Annotated in this window: 22 protein-coding genes and 1 pseudogene; 14 read left to right on the forward strand and 9 right to left on the reverse strand. The window is 60.9% G+C overall.

Annotated elements, in window-relative coordinates; all coding sequences use genetic code 11:
* Positions 1–62 precede the first annotated feature (62 nt).
* Positions 63–950: a LysR family transcriptional regulator gene (locus tag AC07W4_RS18945; RefSeq protein ID WP_495033529.1), complete on the reverse strand. Its 888-nt coding sequence runs from the start codon at positions 948–950 to the stop codon at positions 63–65.
* Positions 951–1,074: 124 nt separating this feature from the next.
* On the opposite strand from AC07W4_RS18945, the gene AC07W4_RS18950 reads away from it, so the two are divergent.
* The 10 genes from AC07W4_RS18950 (at position 1,075) to AC07W4_RS18995 (ending at position 9,935) form a co-directional block, all read left to right on the forward strand.
* Positions 1,075–2,223, forward strand: a complete 1,149-nt coding sequence (locus AC07W4_RS18950; protein WP_008053770.1) for a muconate cycloisomerase family protein — start codon at positions 1,075–1,077, stop codon at positions 2,221–2,223.
* 10 nt (positions 2,224–2,233) lie between these two features.
* Positions 2,234–2,524: a muconolactone Delta-isomerase gene (catC, locus tag AC07W4_RS18955; protein ID WP_495033530.1), complete on the forward strand. Its 291-nt coding sequence runs from the start codon at positions 2,234–2,236 to the stop codon at positions 2,522–2,524.
* 52 nt (positions 2,525–2,576) lie between these two features.
* Positions 2,577–3,506 carry a catechol 1,2-dioxygenase gene (gene catA / locus AC07W4_RS18960; RefSeq protein ID WP_495033531.1) on the forward strand — a complete coding sequence of 310 codons (930 nt, stop codon included), beginning with the start codon at positions 2,577–2,579 and terminating at the stop codon, positions 3,504–3,506.
* Between the two features lie 196 nt (positions 3,507–3,702).
* Complete coding sequence (locus tag AC07W4_RS18965) at positions 3,703–4,662, forward strand: AraC family transcriptional regulator (RefSeq protein ID WP_495033532.1); 960 nt, start codon at positions 3,703–3,705, stop codon at positions 4,660–4,662.
* A 259-nt stretch (positions 4,663–4,921) separates the two neighbouring features.
* A complete protein-coding gene (gene benA, locus AC07W4_RS18970) occupies positions 4,922–6,286 on the forward strand; it encodes a benzoate 1,2-dioxygenase large subunit (protein ID WP_008053774.1) in 1,365 nt (454 codons plus the stop codon).
* Positions 6,283–6,771 carry a benzoate 1,2-dioxygenase small subunit gene (benB, locus tag AC07W4_RS18975; RefSeq protein ID WP_495033533.1) on the forward strand — a complete coding sequence of 163 codons (489 nt, stop codon included), beginning with the start codon at positions 6,283–6,285 and terminating at the stop codon, positions 6,769–6,771. The genes benA and benB overlap by 4 nt, the downstream gene beginning before the upstream one ends.
* A 10-nt stretch (positions 6,772–6,781) precedes the next feature.
* On the forward strand, positions 6,782–7,795 hold the full coding sequence (benC, locus tag AC07W4_RS18980) for a benzoate 1,2-dioxygenase electron transfer component BenC (protein WP_495033534.1): 1,014 nt from the start codon (positions 6,782–6,784) through the stop codon (positions 7,793–7,795).
* 307 nt (positions 7,796–8,102) lie between these two features.
* Positions 8,103–8,876, forward strand: a complete 774-nt coding sequence (locus tag AC07W4_RS18985) for a 1,6-dihydroxycyclohexa-2,4-diene-1-carboxylate dehydrogenase (protein ID WP_495033535.1) — start codon at positions 8,103–8,105, stop codon at positions 8,874–8,876.
* 42 nt (positions 8,877–8,918) lie between these two features.
* Positions 8,919–9,617, forward strand: a complete 699-nt coding sequence (locus tag AC07W4_RS18990) for an alpha/beta hydrolase (protein ID WP_495033536.1) — start codon at positions 8,919–8,921, stop codon at positions 9,615–9,617.
* Positions 9,618–9,734: 117 nt separating this feature from the next.
* Positions 9,735–9,935 carry an SPOR domain-containing protein gene (locus AC07W4_RS18995; protein ID WP_495033537.1) on the forward strand — a complete coding sequence of 67 codons (201 nt, stop codon included), beginning with the start codon at positions 9,735–9,737 and terminating at the stop codon, positions 9,933–9,935.
* A 114-nt stretch (positions 9,936–10,049) separates the two neighbouring features.
* Here the strand turns inward: AC07W4_RS18995 and osmE are convergent, their stop codons facing one another.
* On the reverse strand, positions 10,050–10,400 hold the full coding sequence (gene osmE / locus AC07W4_RS19000; RefSeq protein ID WP_495033538.1) for an osmotically-inducible lipoprotein OsmE: 351 nt from the start codon (positions 10,398–10,400) through the stop codon (positions 10,050–10,052).
* Between the two features lie 13 nt (positions 10,401–10,413).
* Positions 10,414–10,653, reverse strand: coding sequence for a hypothetical protein (locus AC07W4_RS19005; RefSeq protein ID WP_008053783.1), 240 nt, complete (start codon positions 10,651–10,653; stop codon positions 10,414–10,416).
* Positions 10,654–10,958: 305 nt separating this feature from the next.
* Between AC07W4_RS19005 and AC07W4_RS19010 the strand changes: the two genes are divergently transcribed.
* Positions 10,959–11,294: a hypothetical protein gene (locus AC07W4_RS19010; protein ID WP_008053784.1), complete on the forward strand. Its 336-nt coding sequence runs from the start codon at positions 10,959–10,961 to the stop codon at positions 11,292–11,294.
* Positions 11,295–11,402: 108 nt separating this feature from the next.
* Here the strand turns inward: AC07W4_RS19010 and AC07W4_RS19015 are convergent.
* A pseudogene (locus tag AC07W4_RS19015) lies at positions 11,403–11,549 on the reverse strand (RrF2 family transcriptional regulator); the annotation flags it as partial.
* A 210-nt stretch (positions 11,550–11,759) separates the two neighbouring features.
* On the opposite strand from AC07W4_RS19015, the gene AC07W4_RS19020 reads away from it, so the two are divergent.
* Genes AC07W4_RS19020 through AC07W4_RS19030 form a run of 3 tightly spaced genes read left to right on the forward strand, consistent with a single transcriptional unit; the run spans position 11,760 to position 14,996 of the window.
* A complete protein-coding gene (locus AC07W4_RS19020) occupies positions 11,760–13,049 on the forward strand; it encodes an NAD(P)/FAD-dependent oxidoreductase (RefSeq protein ID WP_495033539.1) in 1,290 nt (429 codons plus the stop codon).
* 25 nt (positions 13,050–13,074) lie between these two features.
* Positions 13,075–13,629, forward strand: coding sequence for a helix-turn-helix domain-containing protein (locus AC07W4_RS19025; protein ID WP_495033540.1), 555 nt, complete (start codon positions 13,075–13,077; stop codon positions 13,627–13,629).
* A gap of 20 nt (positions 13,630–13,649) precedes the next feature.
* On the forward strand, positions 13,650–14,996 hold the full coding sequence (locus AC07W4_RS19030) for a glutamine synthetase family protein (RefSeq protein ID WP_495033541.1): 1,347 nt from the start codon (positions 13,650–13,652) through the stop codon (positions 14,994–14,996).
* A gap of 183 nt (positions 14,997–15,179) precedes the next feature.
* Here the strand turns inward: AC07W4_RS19030 and AC07W4_RS19035 are convergent, their stop codons facing one another.
* From AC07W4_RS19035 to AC07W4_RS19055, 5 genes are all read right to left on the reverse strand, one after another.
* On the reverse strand, positions 15,180–16,544 hold the full coding sequence (locus AC07W4_RS19035) for a purine-cytosine permease family protein (protein WP_495033542.1): 1,365 nt from the start codon (positions 16,542–16,544) through the stop codon (positions 15,180–15,182).
* A gap of 5 nt (positions 16,545–16,549) precedes the next feature.
* The gene (locus AC07W4_RS19040) at positions 16,550–17,227 is read right to left on the reverse strand and encodes a cysteine hydrolase family protein (protein WP_495033543.1); all 678 of its coding nucleotides are present in this window, start codon (positions 17,225–17,227) and stop codon (positions 16,550–16,552) included.
* A gap of 91 nt (positions 17,228–17,318) precedes the next feature.
* The gene (locus AC07W4_RS19045) at positions 17,319–17,471 is read right to left on the reverse strand and encodes a hypothetical protein (RefSeq protein WP_495033544.1); all 153 of its coding nucleotides are present in this window, start codon (positions 17,469–17,471) and stop codon (positions 17,319–17,321) included.
* Between the two features lie 227 nt (positions 17,472–17,698).
* Positions 17,699–18,742 carry an LLM class flavin-dependent oxidoreductase gene (locus AC07W4_RS19050; protein ID WP_495033545.1) on the reverse strand — a complete coding sequence of 348 codons (1,044 nt, stop codon included), beginning with the start codon at positions 18,740–18,742 and terminating at the stop codon, positions 17,699–17,701.
* Between the two features lie 229 nt (positions 18,743–18,971).
* Positions 18,972–19,457, reverse strand: coding sequence for a flavin reductase family protein (locus AC07W4_RS19055; protein WP_008000480.1), 486 nt, complete (start codon positions 19,455–19,457; stop codon positions 18,972–18,974).
* Positions 19,458–19,552 lie beyond the last annotated feature (95 nt).

A 19,552-nucleotide genomic window follows, 5' to 3' on the forward strand; every position in this document is an offset into this window, starting at 1 on the left:
GTGCAGATGGGCAACTGCGTGCCCCTGCGGAGCAAGCTCCCTCGCCACAGGCATTTATTGCCTTAGATCGCCGGCGGCAGCAGCTCATCAATCATCCGCAAACAATGGTTCAACCCCGGCGACACATCGCCCACCCGTCGGCTGAGTATGATCGGCGAGGTGGCGTTGTCCTCCAGCAGCGGGGTGAAGCCGATGTCATCGCGATGCAGCAATTGCACCGAGGCCGGTACCAGCGTGACTCCGATTCCTGCCCCCACCAGACCGATCGCCGTTTGCAGTTCGTTCGTCCATTGCGCGACGTGGATGCTCACGCCGTAGGATTCGAACAGGGCAATCACATGGTCGGCGTAACTCGGTCGTGGATTGCCGGGGTACAGCACAAAGGGTTCCTTCGCCAGTTCCCGCAAACTGATGGGACCGGCGAGCAACGGGTGGCCGGCGGGCAGGGCGGCGACCAGGCGGTCTTCGGTCAGCACGGTCTGGACGATAGCGGGGTCGTCAATGCGGATGCGGCCGAAGCCGATGTCGATTCGTCCGGCCTTCAGCGCCTGCACCTGCTGCAAGGTGGTCATTTCCGACAGCCCCAGCTCCAGCTCCAGCGGCTCGCCGCTGCGTAACCGCCGGATCAGTTCCGGCAGCACGCCATACAAGGTCGATGGCGCAAAACCGATACCCAGCCAGGTTTTCTCTCCCAGCCCGATACGCCGGGTGTTGTCGCAGACCTTGTTCAGTTGTTCGAGCAGGGCGGTGGAGTGCTCATGGAAAAACCGCCCGGCGTCGGTCAGCTTCAGCGGTCGGCCGCGCTCCAGCAGCATGACCCCCAGTTCATCCTCCAGTTGCTGGATCTGCCGGCTCAAGGGCGGTTGGGCGATGTGCAGCAACTCGGCCGCGCGGGTGAAGTTGAGGGTTTGAGCCAATACCTGGAAATAACGCAGGTGACGCAGTTCCATGGAGCCTCCTGTCAATCAGTTGCATACCTTTAAGGTATCAAGTCAGACCAATTCTATATTGGCATCGTAAAAAAAGCCGTACGAGAATCGATTCCAGAACTTCAAGAACCTGACGGGTATCGAAATGCTTGCAACAGCCATTGAGTCGATCGAGACGATCATCGTCGATCTGCCGACCATCCGCCCGCACAAGCTGGCGATGCATACCATGCAGAACCAGACCCTGGTGATCATCCGCGTGCGTTGCGCCGACGGCATCGAAGGCATCGGCGAATCCACCACCATCGGTGGCCTGGCCTACGGCAATGAAAGCCCGGACAGCATCAAGACCAACATCGACGCGCACTTCGCCCCGCTATTGATCGGCCAGGACAGCAACAACGTCAACGCTGCCATGTTGCGCCTGGAGCGCAGCATTCGCGGCAACACCTTCGCCAAATCCGGTATCGAAACCGCACTGCTCGATGCCCTGGGCAAACGCCTTGGCCTGCCGGTCAGCGAATTGCTCGGCGGTCGTGTTCGCGACGCGCTGCCCGTGGCCTGGACCCTGGCCAGCGGCGACACCGAGAAGGACATCGCCGAAGCGGAAAAAATGCTCGACCTGCGTCGCCACCGCATCTTCAAACTGAAGATCGGCGCCGGTGAGGTCAACCGCGACCTGGCCCACGTGATTGCGATCAAGAAAGCCCTGGGTGACCGCGCCAGCGTGCGGGTCGACGTCAACCAGGCCTGGGACGAAGCAGTGGCGATACGTGCCTGCCGGATCCTCGGCACCAACGGCATCGACCTGATCGAGCAACCAATCTCGCGCAACAACCGCGCCGGCATGGCCCGCCTGAACGCCATGAGCCCGGCGCCGATCATGGCCGACGAATCCATCGAATGCGTGGAAGATGCGTTCAACCTGGCCCGCGAAGGCGCGGCTTCGGTGTTCGCCCTGAAGATCGCCAAGAACGGTGGCCCACGTGCTGTATTGCGCACCGCCTCCATCGCCGAGGCGGCCGGCATCGCCCTGTACGGCGGCACCATGCTTGAAGGTGGCCTGGGCACCATGGCTTCGGCCCATGCCTTCGTCACCCTGAACAAACTGGCGTGGGACACCGAGCTGTTCGGCCCGCTATTGCTGACCGAAGACATTCTCAGCGAACCGCTGGTGTATCGCGATTTTGAACTGCACGTGCCGAATACCCCGGGTCTGGGCCTGAGCCTGGATGAAGAGCGCCTGGCGTTTTTCCGCCGCGACAAGACATCCACTGCCATTCATCGAGCCTGAGGAGAGCATTATGCTGTTCCACGTAAAAATGACCGTGAACCTGCCGGTCGACATGAATCCCGAAGCGGCAGCCAAACTCAAGGCTGACGAAAAAGCCCTGGCCCAGCGCCTGCAAGAGCAGGGCAAGTGGCGCCACCTGTGGCGCATCGCCGGGCACTACGCCAACTACAGCGTGTTTGATGTCGACAGCGTTCAGGAACTGCATGACCTGCTGATGCAATTGCCACTGTTTGCGTACATGTCCATCGAAATCGACGCGATGTGTCGGCATCCTTCTTCCATCCGTGACGATGACCGCTGAGCCCAGCCTGTTCAGCGCGCTACGCTAATAATTACAAGATGAGGAACCCAGAATGAACGTCAAGATTTCCCACACTGCCGAAGTCCAGAAATTTCTCGAAGAGGCCAGCGGCCTGCTCAATGACGCCGGCAACCCACGGACCAAGGCACTGGTCTACCGCATCCTGCGTGATTCGGTGAACATCATCGAAGACTTGGCCGTGACTCCGGAAGAATTCTGGAAAGCCGTCAACTACCTCAACGTGCTGGGCGCTCGCCAGGAAGCCGGGCTGGTGGTGGCCGGTCTCGGTCTGGAGCACTACCTCGACCTGCTGATGGACGCCGAAGACGAGCAGGCCGGCAAGTCCGGCGGCACCCCGCGCACCATCGAAGGCCCGCTGTACGTGGCGGGTGCGCCGCTGTCGCAAGGCGAAGCGCGTCTGGACGACGGCGTCGATCCGGGTGTGACCCTGTTCATGCAAGGCCGCGTGTTCAACACCTCTGGTGAACCTCTGGCCGGCGCCGTGGTAGATGTCTGGCACGCCAACACCGGCGGCACCTACTCGTACTTCGACCCTACCCAATCGGAATTCAACCTGCGTCGCCGTATCGTTACCGACGCCGAAGGCCGCTACCGTTTCCGCAGCATCGTGCCGTCGGGCTACGGCTGCCCACCGGACGGTCCGACCCAGCAACTGCTCGATCAACTGGGCCGTCATGGCCAGCGCCCGGCCCACGTGCACTTCTTCATTTCCGCACCGGATCATCGCCACCTGACCACCCAGATCAACCTGGATGGCGAGAAGTATCTGCACGACGATTTCGCCTACGCCACCCGTGACGAACTGATTGCCAAGATCACCTTCAGCGACGATCAGCAGCGTGCGGCGGCCCATGGTGTGAGCGGTCGCTTTGCCGAAATCGAGTTCGACTTCACCTTGCAGTCGTCTGCCCAGCCTGAGGAGCAACAGCGCCACGAGCGGGTCCGCGCACTGGAAGACTGACATCGCAACCCTGTGGGAGCGGGCTTGCTCGCGAAGGCGGAATCAGCCTCAGCATCAACGTTGACGGACACTCCGCTTTCGCGAGCAAGCCCGCTCCCACAGGGGTTTCGGTCAACTGTCCGGAAATATCTCAAGCGCCTGGCACACTGTTCTAGAATGGCCCGATACAACCCATAACAACAACGAGAGTGACCTGATGATGCAAGCGCAACTATTGAGTCAGCGCAGCCGGGTGTTCGACCACGCCGACCCTTACGCGGTGTCGGGCTACGTCAATCAGCACGTCGGCAACCATTGCATCCTCATGCCCCGTGCGGGACGGCCACTGGCCAGTCTCGACCACCGCAAGTTCGCCAGCCTCGACCTGTGCCGCATCAGCTACGGCGCCAGTGTGCGGGTGACGTCCGGTGCGCTGGACAGCATCTATCACCTGCAAGTGCTGCTGCGCGGCAATTGCCTGTGGCGCGGACACGGCCAGGAACATTACTTCGCCCCCGGCGAATTGCTGCTGATCAATCCTGACGATCCGGTGGACCTGACGTATTCCGCCGATTGCGAAAAATTCATCCTCAAAGTCCCGACCCGCTTGTTTGAATCGGTCTGCGATGAGCAGCGCTGGCGCTATCCGGGGCAGGGCGTGAGGTTTCTGGAAAACCGTTACCAGCTCAATGAACTGGAAGGTTTCGTCAACCTGCTGGCGATGATCTGCCAGGAGGCCGAATCCACCGAGCAGATCCCCAGGGTGCAGGAGCATTACACGCAGATCATCGTCAGCAAGATGCTCAGCCTGATGAAAACCAACGTCTGCCGCCTCGAACTCGGCTCGCAGACGGCTACATTCGAGGCGATTGCCGATTACATCGCCAATAACCTCAAGCAGGACATCGACAGCGAAGAGCTGGCGCGCCAGGCCCACATGAGCCTGCGCTCGTTGTACGGATTGTTCGAACGCAATGCCGGTCTTACGCCGAAAAACTACCTGCGCCAGAAACGCCTGGAACGCATCAACGCCTGCCTGAGCGACCCGACCTGCAACGTGCGCAACGTCACCGAAGTGGCGATGGATTACGGCTTCCTGCACTTGGGCCGGTTCTCCGACAGCTACCGCAAGCAGTTCGGCGAGTTGCCGTCCGACACCCTCAAACGCCGACATTGACCGTAGCAGCTGCCGAGCCTGCGAGGCTGCGTTCGGCGGCGTAGCCGTCGTAAATGGGCTCACGCTGTAATTCAGACAGTCCGCGTTTTTGCGGTTGGCGAGCGCGTCGCGCTCGAACGCAGCCTCGCAGGCTCGGCAGCTGCTACAGACAATTCACCCTGCACAAAACGGATAAAGGTCTGCACCCCGCGGATATTCCAGCCTGCCCCCCCGTCCTAGCATGACCCCTGCCTGAACAATAACAATGGAGGCGGCGGCCATGACCCTGCGACCCGAATACGTGCATTCCCTGCTTGAAGACGATCCCGAGCAGGGCCTCTATCGCTGCAAACGCGAGATGTTCACCGACCCCCGGTTGTTCGATCTGGAGATGGAACACATCTTCGAGGGCAACTGGCTGTACCTGGCCCACGAAAGCCAGATCCCCAACATCAACGATTTCTACACCACCACCATGGGGCGCCAGTCGATCTTCATCGCGCGCAACAAGGACGGTGTACTCAACGCCTTCATCAATGCCTGCAGTCACCGTGGTGCGACCCTGTGCCGGCACAAGTCCGGCAACAAGAGCTCCTACACCTGCCCGTTCCACGGCTGGACCTTCAACAACTCCGGCAAACTGCTCAAGGTCAAGGATCCGGCCAACGCCGGCTACCCGTCGAGTTTCAACTGCGAAGGCTCCCACGACCTGACCCGGGTTGCGCGCTTCGAGTCCTATCGCGGCTTTCTGTTCGGCAGCCTGAAAGCCGATGTTTTGCCACTGGTCGAGCACCTGGGTGAGTCGGCGAAGATCATCGACATGATCGTCGACCAGTCCGCCGATGGCCTGGAAGTGCTGCGCGGCTCCTCCAGCTACATTTACGAAGGCAACTGGAAACTCACCGCGGAAAACGGCGCCGACGGCTACCACGTCAGCTCCGTGCACTGGAACTACGCGGCCACCCAGAACCAGCGCAAGCAGCGCGAGGCCGGCGACAGCAATCCGACCATGAGCGCCGGCAGCTGGGCCAAGCAGGGTGGTGGTTTCTATTCCTTCGACAAGGGCCACATGCTGCTCTGGACCCGCTGGGCCAACCCCGAGGACCGTCCGCTGTACGAGCGCCGCGATGAGCTGGCGCAGGACTTCGGCAAGGCCCGCGCCGACTGGATGATCGAGAACTCGCGCAACCTGTGCCTGTACCCCAACGTGTACCTGATGGACCAGTTCAGCTCGCAGATCCGCATCGCCCGGCCGATCTCGGTCAACCGTACGGAAATCACCATCTACTGCATCGCCCCCAAGGGCGAGAGCGACCACGCCCGTTCCAGCCGGATTCGCCAGTACGAGGATTTCTTCAACGTCAGCGGCATGGCAACGCCCGACGATCTGGAAGAGTTCCGCTCCTGCCAGACCAGCTACCAGGGCAGCGTCACCACCTGGAACGACATGTCCCGTGGTGCCGAGCACTGGATCGAAGGCGCCGACGAGGCCGCCAAAGAGATTGACCTGCATCCGCTGCTCAGTGGCGTGCGCACCGAAGACGAGGGCCTGTTCGTGCTGCAACACAAGTACTGGCAGCAGACCATGCTCAAGGCCCTGGCGGCCGAGCAGTCGAAGCTGATCGCCGTGGAGGACGTGCAATGACCATTTCCTATGAAGCGGTGCGCGATTTCCTCTACCGCGAAGCGCGCTACCTCGACGATCGTCAGTGGGACGAATGGCTGGAGATGTACGCCCCCGACGCGACGTACTGGATGCCGTCCTGGGACGACAACGACGAGTTGACCGAGGACCCACAGCGGGAAATCTCGCTGATCTGGTACGGCAACCGCACGGGCCTGGAAGACCGCGTCTTCCGGATCAAGACCGAGCGCTCCAGCGCCAGCGTGCCGGACACCCGCACCTCCCACAACATCAGCAACATCGAGCTGCTCGAACAGGCCGACGGACTGTGCAAGGTGCGCTTCAACTGGCACACCCTGAGCTTTCGCTACAAGACCGTCGACAGCTATTTCGGCAGCAGTTTCTACACCCTCGACGTGCGCGGTGAAAACCCGTTGATCAAGGCCAAGAAAGTGATCCTGAAGAACGACTACGTTCGCCAGGTCATCGATGTTTACCACTTGTGAGGCGGCCGTCATGACCCATTCCATTGCGTTCAATTTTGAAGACGGCGTCACCCGGTTCATCGACGCCAACGTTGGCGAAACCGTGGCCGATGCCGCGTACCGCCAAGGCATCAACATCCCGCTGGACTGCCGCGACGGCGCTTGCGGAACCTGCAAGTGTTTTGCCGAAGCCGGTCAATACGATCTGGGTGAGGAATACATCGAAGACGCCCTCAGCCCTGAAGAGGCCGAGCAGGGTTTTGTCCTGACCTGCCAGATGCGCGCCCAAAGCGATTGCGTGGTGCGCGTACCGACGTCCTCGCAAGTCTGCCGCACCCGTCAGGCCAGCTACGACGCGACCATCAGCGCCGTGCGCCAACTGTCCGACAGCACCATCGCGCTGTCGATCAAGGGCGAAGCCCTGAGCAAACTGGCGTTCCTGCCGGGGCAGTACGTGAACCTGGGGATACCCGGCAGCGAGCAGACCCGTGCCTACTCGTTCAGCTCGTTGCAGCGCGACGGCGAGGTCAGCTTCCTGATCCGCAACGTGCCCGGCGGCCTGATGAGCAGCTTTCTCACCGGCATGGCCAAGGCCGGCGACTGCATGAGCCTGGCCGGTCCCTTGGGCAGTTTCTATCTGCGTGACATCCGTCGGCCGCTGTTGCTGCTGGCCGGTGGCACGGGGCTGGCGCCGTTCACCGCGATGCTGGAGAAGATCGCCGAGCAGGGCAGTGATCACCCGCTGCATCTGATCTACGGCGTGACCCACGATTTCGACCTGGTGGAAATCGACCGCCTCGAAGCCTTTGCCGCGCGCATTCCCAACTTCACCTTCAGCGCCTGCGTCGCCAGCCCCGAGAGCCAGCACCCGCTCAAGGGCTACGTGACCCAGCACATCGAGCCGAAGCATTTGAACGCGGGCGATGTCGACGTCTACCTGTGCGGCCCGCCGCCGATGGTCGAGGCCGTCAGCCAGTTCATTCGCGAACAAGGCATTGCGCCGGCCAACTTCTACTTCGAGAAATTCGCCGCCAGCGCGGCTTGAGTCGCGCACGAACTCCCGGTGTCGGCAAAGACCCAATGTGGGAGCGGGCTTGCTCGCGAAGAGGCCGGAACATTCAGCATCTATGTCGTCTGTCAGTCCGCTTTCGCGAGCAAGCCCGCTCCCACAGTTGATGAGGGGCGACCGCAGATTCTATGCACGACACAGATCCATTGTGGGAGCGGGCTTGCCCGCGAAGGGGCCGGAACATTCAGCATCTATGTCGTCTGTCAGTCCGCTTTCGCGAGCAAGCCCGCTCCCACAGGATTGGGTTTCGACCGATACATCGTCATTGACCGATGAGGTACACATGAACAGATTTCACGAAAAAGTCGCCCTGATCACCGGCGCTGCCCAAGGCATCGGGCAGCGGGTGGCCGAGCGCATGGCCGCAGAAGGGGCGAAGCTGATCCTGGTGGACCGTTCCGACCTGGTGTTCGAAGTGCAGCAACAGCTGGCGTCGACCACCCAGGTTTTGGCCCTGACCGCCGACCTTGAGCAATACGAGGAGTGCAGTCGGGTGATGCACACCGCCGTCGAGCGCTTCGGTCGCCTCGATGTGCTGGTCAATAACGTCGGCGGGACGATCTGGGCCAAGCCGTTCGAGCACTATGAAGCGTCGCAGATCGAGGCCGAGGTTCGCCGTTCGCTGTTCCCGACCTTGTGGTGTTGCCATGCGGCGCTGCCCTTCATGCTGGAGCAGGGCAGTGGTGCGATCGTCAACGTATCCTCCATCGCCACCCGCAGCCTCAACCGCGTGCCCTACGGCGCGGCAAAAGGCGGGGTGAATGCCTTGACCGCCTGTCTGGCATTCGAAACCGCCGGTCGCGGCGTGCGGGTCAATGCCACGGCGCCTGGCGGCACCGAAGCACCGCCACGACGCATACCCCGCAACGGTGCCGAGCAGAGTGAGCAGGAAAAATCCTGGTACCAGCAGATCGTCGACCAGACCCTCGACAGCAGTTTGATGAAGCGCTACGGCACCCTGGATGAGCAGGCGGGGGCTATTCTGTTTCTGGCCAGCGACGAAGCGTCCTATATCACCGGCATGGTCATGCCCGTGGGCGGTGGCGATCAGGGCTGAGGCGAGCGGCGAACAACCCCATCGGCAAACGGAGTCAGGGTGATGAGTGACAAACCCACGATCGTGCTGGTCCATGGTTTCTGGGGCGGGGCCGCCCATTGGAACAAGGTCATCGTCAAATTGCTCAGCCGGGGTGACACGCACATTCGTGCCGTCGAGTTGCCGCTGACTTCACTGGCCGAGGATGCCGAGCGCACGCGCAAGATGGTCGCCCAGGTGCCCGGCCCGGTGCTGCTGGTGGGGCACTCCTATGGCGGCGCGGTGATCACCGAAGCCGGCGACCAGCCGAATGTGGTCGGGCTGGTGTACATCGCCGCGTTTGCCCCGGACGCCGGCGAAAGTCCCGGCGGCATCACGCAACGGCATTTGCCAGCGGCGGCGGCCAACCTGGCTCCCGACAGCGACGGTTACCTGTGGGTCAAGCCAGAGCTCTATCACGAAAGCTTCTGCCAGGATCTGCCGGCGACCGAAGGGTTGGTCATGGGCCTCACCCAGAAAGCGCCGCTGGCCAGCACTTTCGATGACGCCATTGGCACGGTGGCCTGGAAGAACAAGCCATCGTGGTATCAGATTTCGACCGCAGACCGGATGATCGCGCCACAGAACCAGCAATGGATGGCCGCGCGGCTCAACGCCCGGGAGATTCTGACCTTGAACGCCAGCCATGCGTCCTTGGCGTCAATGCCCGCCGAAGTGGCGGGTTTGATCGACAGGGCAGCGACGGCGTTGGCCAAGGGCTAGGGGCCAAGTGCAATCGGAATGGGGAATTTTCATGGCGACGTCTGGTCGGTATTTTGGACAAGGGTGGGTGTAAGGTACGCAAGTCAACCTGATATCACTGCCCAGGAGGAGGTGACTATGAGTGTTTCGATGCTGAACAAAATGCACATGAACGGTTATGACGTACTCTGCGTGAACAATGGCCCCTGGCGGGTGTGCACGCGAGGCGACCGGCTCGGCTCGTTTGACAGTCGGGAAGAAGCACTGGCATTTGCCGCTTCGCTGCCCGGCTACAGGGCACGTGCCGGCAAGCCTGCAGGCAGCCATCAAACAAAGTGACCTCCTGTAGGAGCGAGCTCGCTCGCGATAAACGTCCGGACAACGCGTTCATTCAGACAGTGCGCGTCATCGTTGACGTCCATCGCGAGCGAGCTGGCTCCTACAAATAGCGCGCTAATAGCCGCCGCCTCCGCTGGGGCGGGAGGGTTCCCGGGCCTTTTGTTGCGTGTGGCTCCACTCCGCGCAGGTCATGAAACTTTTGTGGTCGACCATGCCACGGTCGTCAAAGCTGACATTGAACGCTTGTTGATGGCCGGATTGACTCAGCTTGTAGTCAAAGCACGTGCCGGGTTCGACAGTCCGGTCGGTGACCGCCAGGGGCTGGCCGCCGATTTGCCGGACTTGCTCCTGGGTCATGCCGGTGTCGACTTTCGCGACCAGCGGCTGGTCCTGGTAGATCGAGTTGTTGCTGCAGCCTGCCAACGCGGTCAGTGCGACGACCAACGCAAATAGAGGCCTGTTCATGGCAGCGCTCCCGCTATTGAGCCTTGTTGCGGCTAATGACCTTGGCTTTCACTTCCTCGGCGTAGCCGGACAGTTTTTCTTCATCGCCCTGAAACAATGAACACAATCTTTGAACGGCTTGTGCGTCGACTTCGCTCCCGAGCAGGCGCAATTGCTGCTCTATTCGCAGAAGCTCCACGGCCGACCAGCGCAAATCTGACGCAAGCCCTTGCAGATCGCGCCGAAGTTCCTGTTCCGATTCGTTAAGCCACATGATGACCTCCTGAACTCCTCACTCCGAAATTTTAGACCTGTTTGCCGCACCGGATGCTGTGTTTGTCTGAATCGGTGGGGTTTCCTTTGGTCGGGGAAAAACTGGTATCGGCCCATCAACTCAGCGGGTCAGAATGGGAGCAAGTCACGCAATGACAGTATGGAGCCTGCGAAAGATGGATAGATTACCTGAACGCAAGGAACTAACCGGGCGAAGTGATATCAATGACAGTCGCTGAATCGTTGGGGATGGCAGTAGGGACGACGGCGAGCTACATTTTCTTATTTCGAATGAAAGGAAACAGCATGCGGATGTTGATGGGGGGGGTCGTGCTGGCATTGCTGGGCGGATGCTCGTTGCCGGCGTCGCTGGTACCGGGCGAGCCGAATGTCAGCAAGCACAGCGAGAAAACGCCAAAGGAGTATGCGGCGTGCGTGCTGCCTGCCTGGCAAAAGGAAGTATCGAATACGACACAGGTTTCGATATCCAACGGATACCGCATCACCGCGCCCAGCGTAATCACGGCCGACGAAGTGGTGGATATCGTGAAGTACAAGGACGGCAGCCGGGTTTCGCTGTATCAGGGGCCACCTTGGGCCAAGTCCGGCGACCTGCGCAAAATCGTGCGCGACTGTTTGTAAGCGCAGGAAGGTGAAATCGCTCACCGACCGTTTTCCGACTTAATTGAGAAAAACCGGATGCCTGGCGTGCATCCGGTTTTTTTGTGTGGATCAGTCTGAAAGGCTGGTCGTCGGGATGATTTGCTCGCTGGCCTGGGCGGCACTGAAGATTTTCGCCAGATAGTCCTGGGGGACACCTTGCAGATCGGCAAGGTCGCGCACGCTCGCTTCGCGCGAGTCGCCGCCGTTACCCACCAGAAAAAGCAGGCAGTGGATCTAACCACCGGCGGCTGATCGCACTTCGGCGCTGGCGTCGGCGTCGGCGGATCCAATGATTCCCGTGGCCTGATTGATTCGAACATCACGTCTGAATGAAAACATCCCGCTCGGGTTCGCCTGAGCGGGATTTTTACGCGTTGATTGCTTGTGTGAAATTTACCGTGTATTTTTTCATGAAATTAAAAATACAAAATTTCACGAGGTCGTATGTTTCAGCAATCCACCCGGCATGTCGCCAGTTACTACGCCCATACTTGCGCCGATCGCCTGGTCGATCGAGCCGCACTGGAAGGTGAACAAGACACCGAAGTGCTGATCATCGGGGCTGGTTTCAGTGGATTGCATACTGCTTTGCGCCTGGCGCTGGCCGGCAAGCGCGTGACCTTGCTCGAAGCCAGCCGGGTGGCCTGGGCCGCGTCCGGGCGTAATGGCGGCCAGGCGATTCTCGGCTGGTCGTGCGACATGCCACCGCTGGAAGCGGCACTGGGTTACGAACGGGCGCGGCGCTTGTGGGACGGCATGCGCTGGGCCGCGCGGGAGCTACGTGACTTGCCCGGCCGTCATGAGTTCGATTGCGACTACCGCGCCGGCCATCTCTGGACCTCGGTGATGCCCCGTCGGGTAGGCCTGCTGACCGAATGGCAACACGAGGCCAGCCACAAGTGGGGCCACGACAAACTGCAATTTATCGAGCGCAGCGATTTGCCCCAGTGGGTTGCCAGCGAGCGCTATCAGGCCGGCCTGTTCGATCCCGAGGGCGGGCATCTGAATCCGCTGAAACTGGCCCTGGGCCTTGCCGATGCAATCGAGCGGGCCGGTGGGCGCATCCACGAGCTGAGCAAGGCGCAGAGCTATGGCGAGGAGGGCGACGGGTTTGTGGTGACCACCGAGCGCGGTCGTATTCGCGCCGATGTGCTGGTGCTGGCGTGCAACGCTTACCTCGACCGACTCGACCCGCAACTGGCCAGTTGCGTGTTGCCGGTCGGCACGTATCAGGTCGCGACCGCGCCGCTCACGACGGAGCAAGCCACCGCGCTGCTGCCGAGCAACGTGTGCGTGACCGACAACCAGTTCGTACTCGATTATTTCCGCCGCACCCCGGATAACCGCCTGCTGTTCGGCGGTGGTTGCACTTACCTGGGCGGCATGCCCAAGGACATCGCCGCCGCGACCCGGCCGTTCCTGGAGCGGGTGTTCCCGCAACTCACCGGTGTCGATCTGGAGTTCGCCTGGGGCGGCCACATCGACCTGACCCTCAAGCGCACGCCGGATATCGGCCGCCGTGGCGATCTGTACTGGATGCAGGGGTACTCCGGGCATGGCGTACTGCCGACACTGGCCGCGGCGCGGGCGGTGTCCGACGCGGTACTCGGTCAGCCCGACGAGTTGTCCCTGTACCAGGGCCTGAACAACGGCCGTTTTCCCGGCGGCAAATACCTGGCCGCGCCGCTGGAAGCCATCGGCAAAGCCTGGTACCGACTGCGCGACAGCATTTGAAGCGACACTTTCCGGAAGCCTCTAGATGGACATGCAAGAAGAAATCTCGGCGCTGGCGATCCTGATCCAGGACCTGCGCAAGCACAAGAAGTACACCCTGAAGGAACTGGCGGACAAAATCGGTCGCTCCGTGGGTTTTCTGTCCCAGGTCGAGCGCGGCCTGTCGCGCCCGACCGTGGCGGACCTGACCGCCATCAGCGAAACCCTGGGGGTGCCGACCACCTATTTCTACAGCTTGCCCAAACCCATGGCCTTGTCCTGGGTCACCCGCCCGGACGAGCGCCGCACGCTGTACTACGCCGATGGCATCACCGACATCCTCGTTTCGCCAAAAATGCGCGCGTCCTTTTCGATGCTCGAAAGCCAGCTCGAGCCCGGTGCCAGCAGCGGCGACCGGCATATGAAAGACAGTTCCGAACAGGGCGGTTACGTCCTGGAAGGGCAGTTGACCCTGTGGCTCGACGACAACGAACCGGTGACCTTGCTTCCCGGTGACAGCTTTCAACTGGCCAGCCATGCGCACTGCCGCTACGGCAACCTGTCCGACCAACTGACCCGCGTGCTTTGGGTTTACACCTGACAACAACAAGGAACAAAACGATGGATGCTGTGTGCTCTGAACTGCTGGCCGAGGTTCGCAACTTCCGCCACTGCAACCCCGAAGTGCGTTACGTCGACCTGATCTCCCTGGACATTCCGGGGCATTTCTACGGCAAGCGCTACCCGATCGAGATGCTGGAAAAAGTCGCTGCCGGCAGTGCACTGAAGCTGCCGCAGAACTGCGTGCTGCTCGGCACCCAGGGCGGGCTGTTCAAGATCGGCGATTACTGCTTCAACGATGGTGACCCGGATGCGCTGCGCCGTTTGGTGCCCGGCACCTTGAAGTTGGTGAGCTGGGAAAAGCAGCCCCTGGGCCAGATGCTGATCACCTCCGACGGCACGGAAAAGCCCATCGAATTCGAACCTCGCGAAGTGTTGGCCCAGGTGTTGAAGCGGCTGCACTGTAAAGGCATTTTCCCGGTGGTGGCGTTCGAGCTGGAGTTCTACCTGTTCGACAGCCGCTTGAAGGACGGCTTGCCGCAGTTTCCCCGTGATGAATTGACCGGCGATGCCGACGATCAGCCGAACATGCACATCGAACGCTTGTCGCGTTTCGCCCCGGTGCTCGATGAAATGGTCGAGACCGCGCGAGCCCAGGGTGTCGATGCCACGGTGATCACCGCCGAACTCGGCCCGGGCCAGTTCGAAATCAACTTCGGCCATTGCGATGACGGCCTGCGCGCCGCCGACTGGGCCGCCCTGTTCTGCCGCAGCACCCGGGGCGTGGCGCTCAAGCACAACTTGCGCGCCAGCTTCATGGCCAAGCCCTACCTGCAGCACCCCGGCAGCGGCATGCACGTGCATGTCAGCCTGTATGACCAGGCCGGCAACAACCTGCTGGCGGCGAACGGCCAGCGGGCGCTGCGCCATGCCGTGGCCGGTTGCCTGGATGTGTTGCCGCACTGCATGCCGATCTTTGCCCCGAACCACAACGCCATGCGCCGCTTGAGCGGCACCGTGAACGTGGCGTCCCGCGCCAGTTGGGGCTTCGAGGATCGCGATGCCTGCTTGCGTATTCCGGAGTCGGACATCAAGAACCTGCGCATTGAACATCGCCTGGCGGGCGCCGATGCTAACCCCTATCTGGCGTTGGCGGCGATTCTGGTGGGGTTGGAGCAAGGCCTGGAAATGGAGCGCGAGCCGATTGCACCGCTCAACGAAGATCGCGGCAGTGGCATCGATTTTCCGCTGGAAATGCTCGAAGCGGTGCAGTCCATGCAAAATCATTCATCGCTGCGCGAAGGCTTGGGGGCGGAGTTTGTGGACGTCTATTGCGAAAACAAGCGTCAGGATCATCTGGCATTTCTGCATGACATCAGCGCGCGGGAGTATCGCTGGTTTCTTTAGCCACCCTTAGAAAATATGTGGATATTGAAGGGGTTAGAAAGATTAGTAACTGGATAGTGAATAAAAATATCTTGTTACAGCAAGAAATATTCCGTAATATTCGCGCCGCGTTCACCACCACGGTTTATGCATTTTTAAATCCCGGGCGTCCATCAGCTGCCCGGGATTTTTTTTGCCTGAAATTCAGTCGGCCGCTGACTCCATCATTGGCGCTCGCTTGCCGAGCTTCATCAGCCAGTAATAACTCAACGCCGGCACCAGCAACCCGACGATCCATGCCAGGTCCACCCCGTCCAGCGCCGTAGCCACCGGGCCGACATACAGCGTGGTGTTCATGAACGGAATTTCCAGGGCAATCGCCAACAGGAAACTGCCGCAGGCAATCCGGTTGACGCGCCCGTAGATCCCGTTGAGGTCGAAGATGTCGTCAATTTGGTATTGGCCTTTGCGCAGGCAGTAGTAGTCCACCAGATTGATTGCCGTCCACGGGATCAGGAAGTAGCTCATGAAGAAGATGAAGTTCAGGAAGAAGTTGATGAAGTCGTCCTGACTGATGGTGCACAGGGCTGTGGCCAGCAGGCTGATCAGCAGCATGAACACACCGCGCACCCGCGGGGTCACCTTGAGTCGGGCGAAAGGTTCGATCACGGTGATGGTCGACATGAACGCGCCGTACAGGTTGAACACGTTGATCGACACCTGGCCGTAGACGATGAAGGCGAACAGCAGCACCGCGCCAGCGCCGAACAAACCGGCGACATGCCCGCCGACGTTGCTGGAAAAGTCGCCGATGCCGACGCTCAGGATCGCCCCGAGAATCATCATCCACGCGCCGCCGCTGACCGTGCCGGCGTAGCTGTACCAGAACACCTGGGCGGTCGGCGTGTTGCTCGGCAGGTAGCGCGAGTAGTCGGCGACATAAGGCGCGTAGGACAGTTGCCAGGTCACGGCGATGCTCACCGCCACCAGGAACTTCGATAACGAGAAGCCGGTTGGCAGCCATTGTTCGGCCGGGATCGGCAACTGCAAGGCGAGCACCGTGGCGGCCACGAACACCACCAGCGACAGGATCGACAGCAGCTTCTGCAAGCGATGAATCAACCGATAGCCATAGAGGGCGACGACGAAGCACAGCGCGCCGATCAGGTAGATGTTGCCGGACATCGGCAGCGGGCTGACGGACTCCAGCGCCTGGGCCGCGAGCAAGGTGTTGCTGACGAAGAAACCCAGGTAGATCAGCATCACGAACAGCAGCGGCAACACCGCCCCGAGCACGCCGAATTGCGCCCGGCTCTGGATCATTTGCGGAATGCCCAGCTTCGGTCCCTGGGCCGAGTGGGAGGCCATGAAAATCGCCCCCAGCAACGAGCCGATGATGATCGCCAGCGCACTCCAGAACAGGTTGAGCCCCATCACCACCGGCAACACGCCGGAGGCGATGGTGGTGATGTTCATGTTGGCGCCGAACCAGATATAGAACAGCGAACCCGGTTTGCCGTGGCGTTCGGTCTCGGGGATGAAATCGATGCTTCTTTTTTCGACTTGCATGGCGATCACTCCTGAGTCCGGACGAGACGGGATTGCAGACGGGCGATGGTGCCGGGCAGCTCATGGGGCTGGTGGGCAAACAGGTCCGGATGCTCGGGGATCAGGCTGATGTAATCACGTTGTTGCAGGGCACGCCGGCATTCGGTCGTGGTGAGGATTTCCAGCGCATAGACCCAGTTGGCCATGATCAGCAAGGCCGAGTAATGCCCGGCCCCGGTGGTCGTGGTGCAGGCATCGCTGACCAGGCGCACGCGATAACCCAGGGCGAAGGCATCGAACACGCTGGTCAGCACGCAGACGTCGGTCAACACGCCACAGATGATCAGTGTGTCGACCTCCAATGCCTTGAGTCGGGTGTCGAGGTCGGTGCGGTGAAAGGCACTGTACCGGCCCTTGTCGATGATCAATTCACCGGGCTGCGGCGTCAGCGACTCGATGATTTCCACTTGCCGGGTGCCGGCGCGGTAACTGCCGGGGCCACCGTCGGCGGTCAGAGGTTCGCCGTGGGGCAGGTCACTGCCGTCGGCCTGATTGATGTGGCGGGTATAGATGACAGGCATCCGCTGATGGCGGGCGGTATCGAGCAGGGCGGCGGTATTGGTAACCACTGTGTCGAGGTTTTCCAGGACGAAGCCGTCCTCTTGCTGCATGTCGATGATCAACAGCGCGTTGTTATTGTTCATTGGGCAAACCTGATCAAAGGCGAAACACGATGCACCGTACGCGCCATGCAATGGCGAGACGCGGGGTGCGTGATTGGCTGTTCGGGTGGGCTCAGTGAACTATTTGCCAGAAACCGTTCTGCTTGGCCGAAACGCTGGCGCGCAGGCGCTTGAAATGCAGGTGCGAAGCGGTCCATTCACCGCGCAGGTAGGCCCGCGCGGCGCCGGAGGGAAGGGCGAATGATGGGAGACGACCAGTGATCATTGGAATCGACCCCCTGTAGGAGCGAGCTTGCTCGCGAACGCGGTGCGCCAGGCACATCAATCCCTGTGGGAGCGGCGGTGCGGCGATCCGACTTGCCCGCGAAGAGGCCGGCACATCCAACATTAATGTCGTCAGGGGCACCGCTTTCGCGAGCAAGTCGGATCGCCGCACCGCCGCTCCCACAGTTGAGGTGTGCTGGTCCCCAGCCTCGCATCCTGGCACAGGAATCAGCGAAACGCTGGCACCACATGCTTGATAAACAGCTCCAGGGATTTTTTCTTCTCCGCGTGGGGCAGGCTGTTATCGCACCAGAAGCTGAATTCGTCGACCCCCAGTTCCTGGTAGTACTTGATGCGCGGAATGATTTCTTCCGGGGTGCCGATCATGGCGGTCTTGTGCAGGCTTTCCAGTTCGAACTCGGGGCGACCGGCGAATTTCTCTTCCGGGCTCGGCGCGAGGAAACCGTTGACCGGGGTGGTCTTGTTGCCGAACCAGGCATCGAAGGTGCGGTAGAACTTCGAGATTGCCTTGGCCCCGACTTCCCAGCCCTGCGGATCGTCGGCGGTGTGCACGTGGGTGTGACGCAGCACCATCAGTTGCGGGCGCGACACGTCCGGGTTGTTGTCCAGGGCGGCCTGGAATTTGTTCTTCAGGTCGAGGACTTCTTCGTCGCCTTTCATCAACGGCGTGACCATGACGTTGCAGCCGTTGGCCACGGCGAAGTTGTGAGAGTCCGGGTCGCGGGCGGCGATCCACATCGGCGGGTTCGGTTTCTGGATCGGCTTGGGCACGCTGGTGGAGGTCGGGAATTTCCAGATGTCGCCGTCATGGGCGTAGTCGCCGTTCCACAGGGCCCGTACCACAGGAACCATTTCCCGCAACGCCTGGCCGCCGGAGGATGCCGGCATGCCGCCGGCCATGCGGTCGAACTCGATCTGGTAGGCGCCACGTGCCAGGCCGACCTCCATGCGCCCGTTGCTGATCACGTCGAGCAACGCGCATTCACCGGCCACCCGCAGCGGATGCCAGAACGGCGCGATGATGGTGCCGGCGCCCAGGTGAATGGTGGTGGTCTTGCCCGCCAGGTAAGCCAGCAGCGGCATCGGGCTTGGTGAAATGGTGTACTCCATGGAGTGGTGTTCGCCGATCCATACGGTGCTGAAACCACCGGCCTCGGCCATCAGCGTCAGTTCGGTCAGGTCTTCGAACAACTGGCGGTGGCTGACGCTTTCGTCCCAACGTTCCATGTGTACGAACAGGGAAAACTTCATGACGCTTACCTCGGATCTATTGTTGTTGGCCTGTCGACTGCGGGCCTGATAGTTATTGGTATACCATAATACGAAATGTCTGCAAAACATTTCTCTGCCGGCAACCCCGGGTTCTGTGGGAGTGGGCTTGCCCGCGAAGGCGGAGTGCCAGGCGACATCGATGTTGAGTGTGCCGGCCTCTTCGCGGGCAAGCCCGCTCCCACAGGGGGATGCGGTGATATCAGAGGGTTCAGGCCAGCACGGGCAGGGCACCCATCTTGCCGTGGCAATACACCAGCGGCCCGCTGCTCTGCCGGGGCACGATCAGGTTTTTCACCGCGCCGACCATGATGGCGTGGTCGCCGCCTTCATATTCGCGCCACAACTCGCATTCGATGACCGCCGTGGCGTTGGCCAGAATCGGGTTGCCCAACTCGCTGAGCGTCCACTCGATCCCCTGGGCCTTGTCCTTGCCTTTGCGCGCGAAGGCATAGGCTTCGTTCTGCTGGCCGCCGGACAACACGTGGATGGCAAAACGTTTGTTCTTGATCAACACCGGGTAGGAGTCGGAGCTGTAGTTGGGGCAGAACAGCACCAGGGCCGGGTCCATCGACAGCGAGCTGAAGGCGCTGGCGGTCAGGCCGACGATTTGCCCGTCGTCATCCAGGGTGGTGATCACGGTCACTCCGGACGGGAACGAACCCATGACTTGTTTGTAGATGGCGGCATCGATCATTGGACGGTCCTCGGGTGGTGTGACGCGTTTTTATGTGTTTGTAGGTCTGATGGTATACCGTAATACATCGTTTGCAAGGTCTTTTTAGGTGAACC

The sequence above is a fragment of the Pseudomonas sp. GW821-FHT02A08 genome (genome assembly GCF_059422045.1).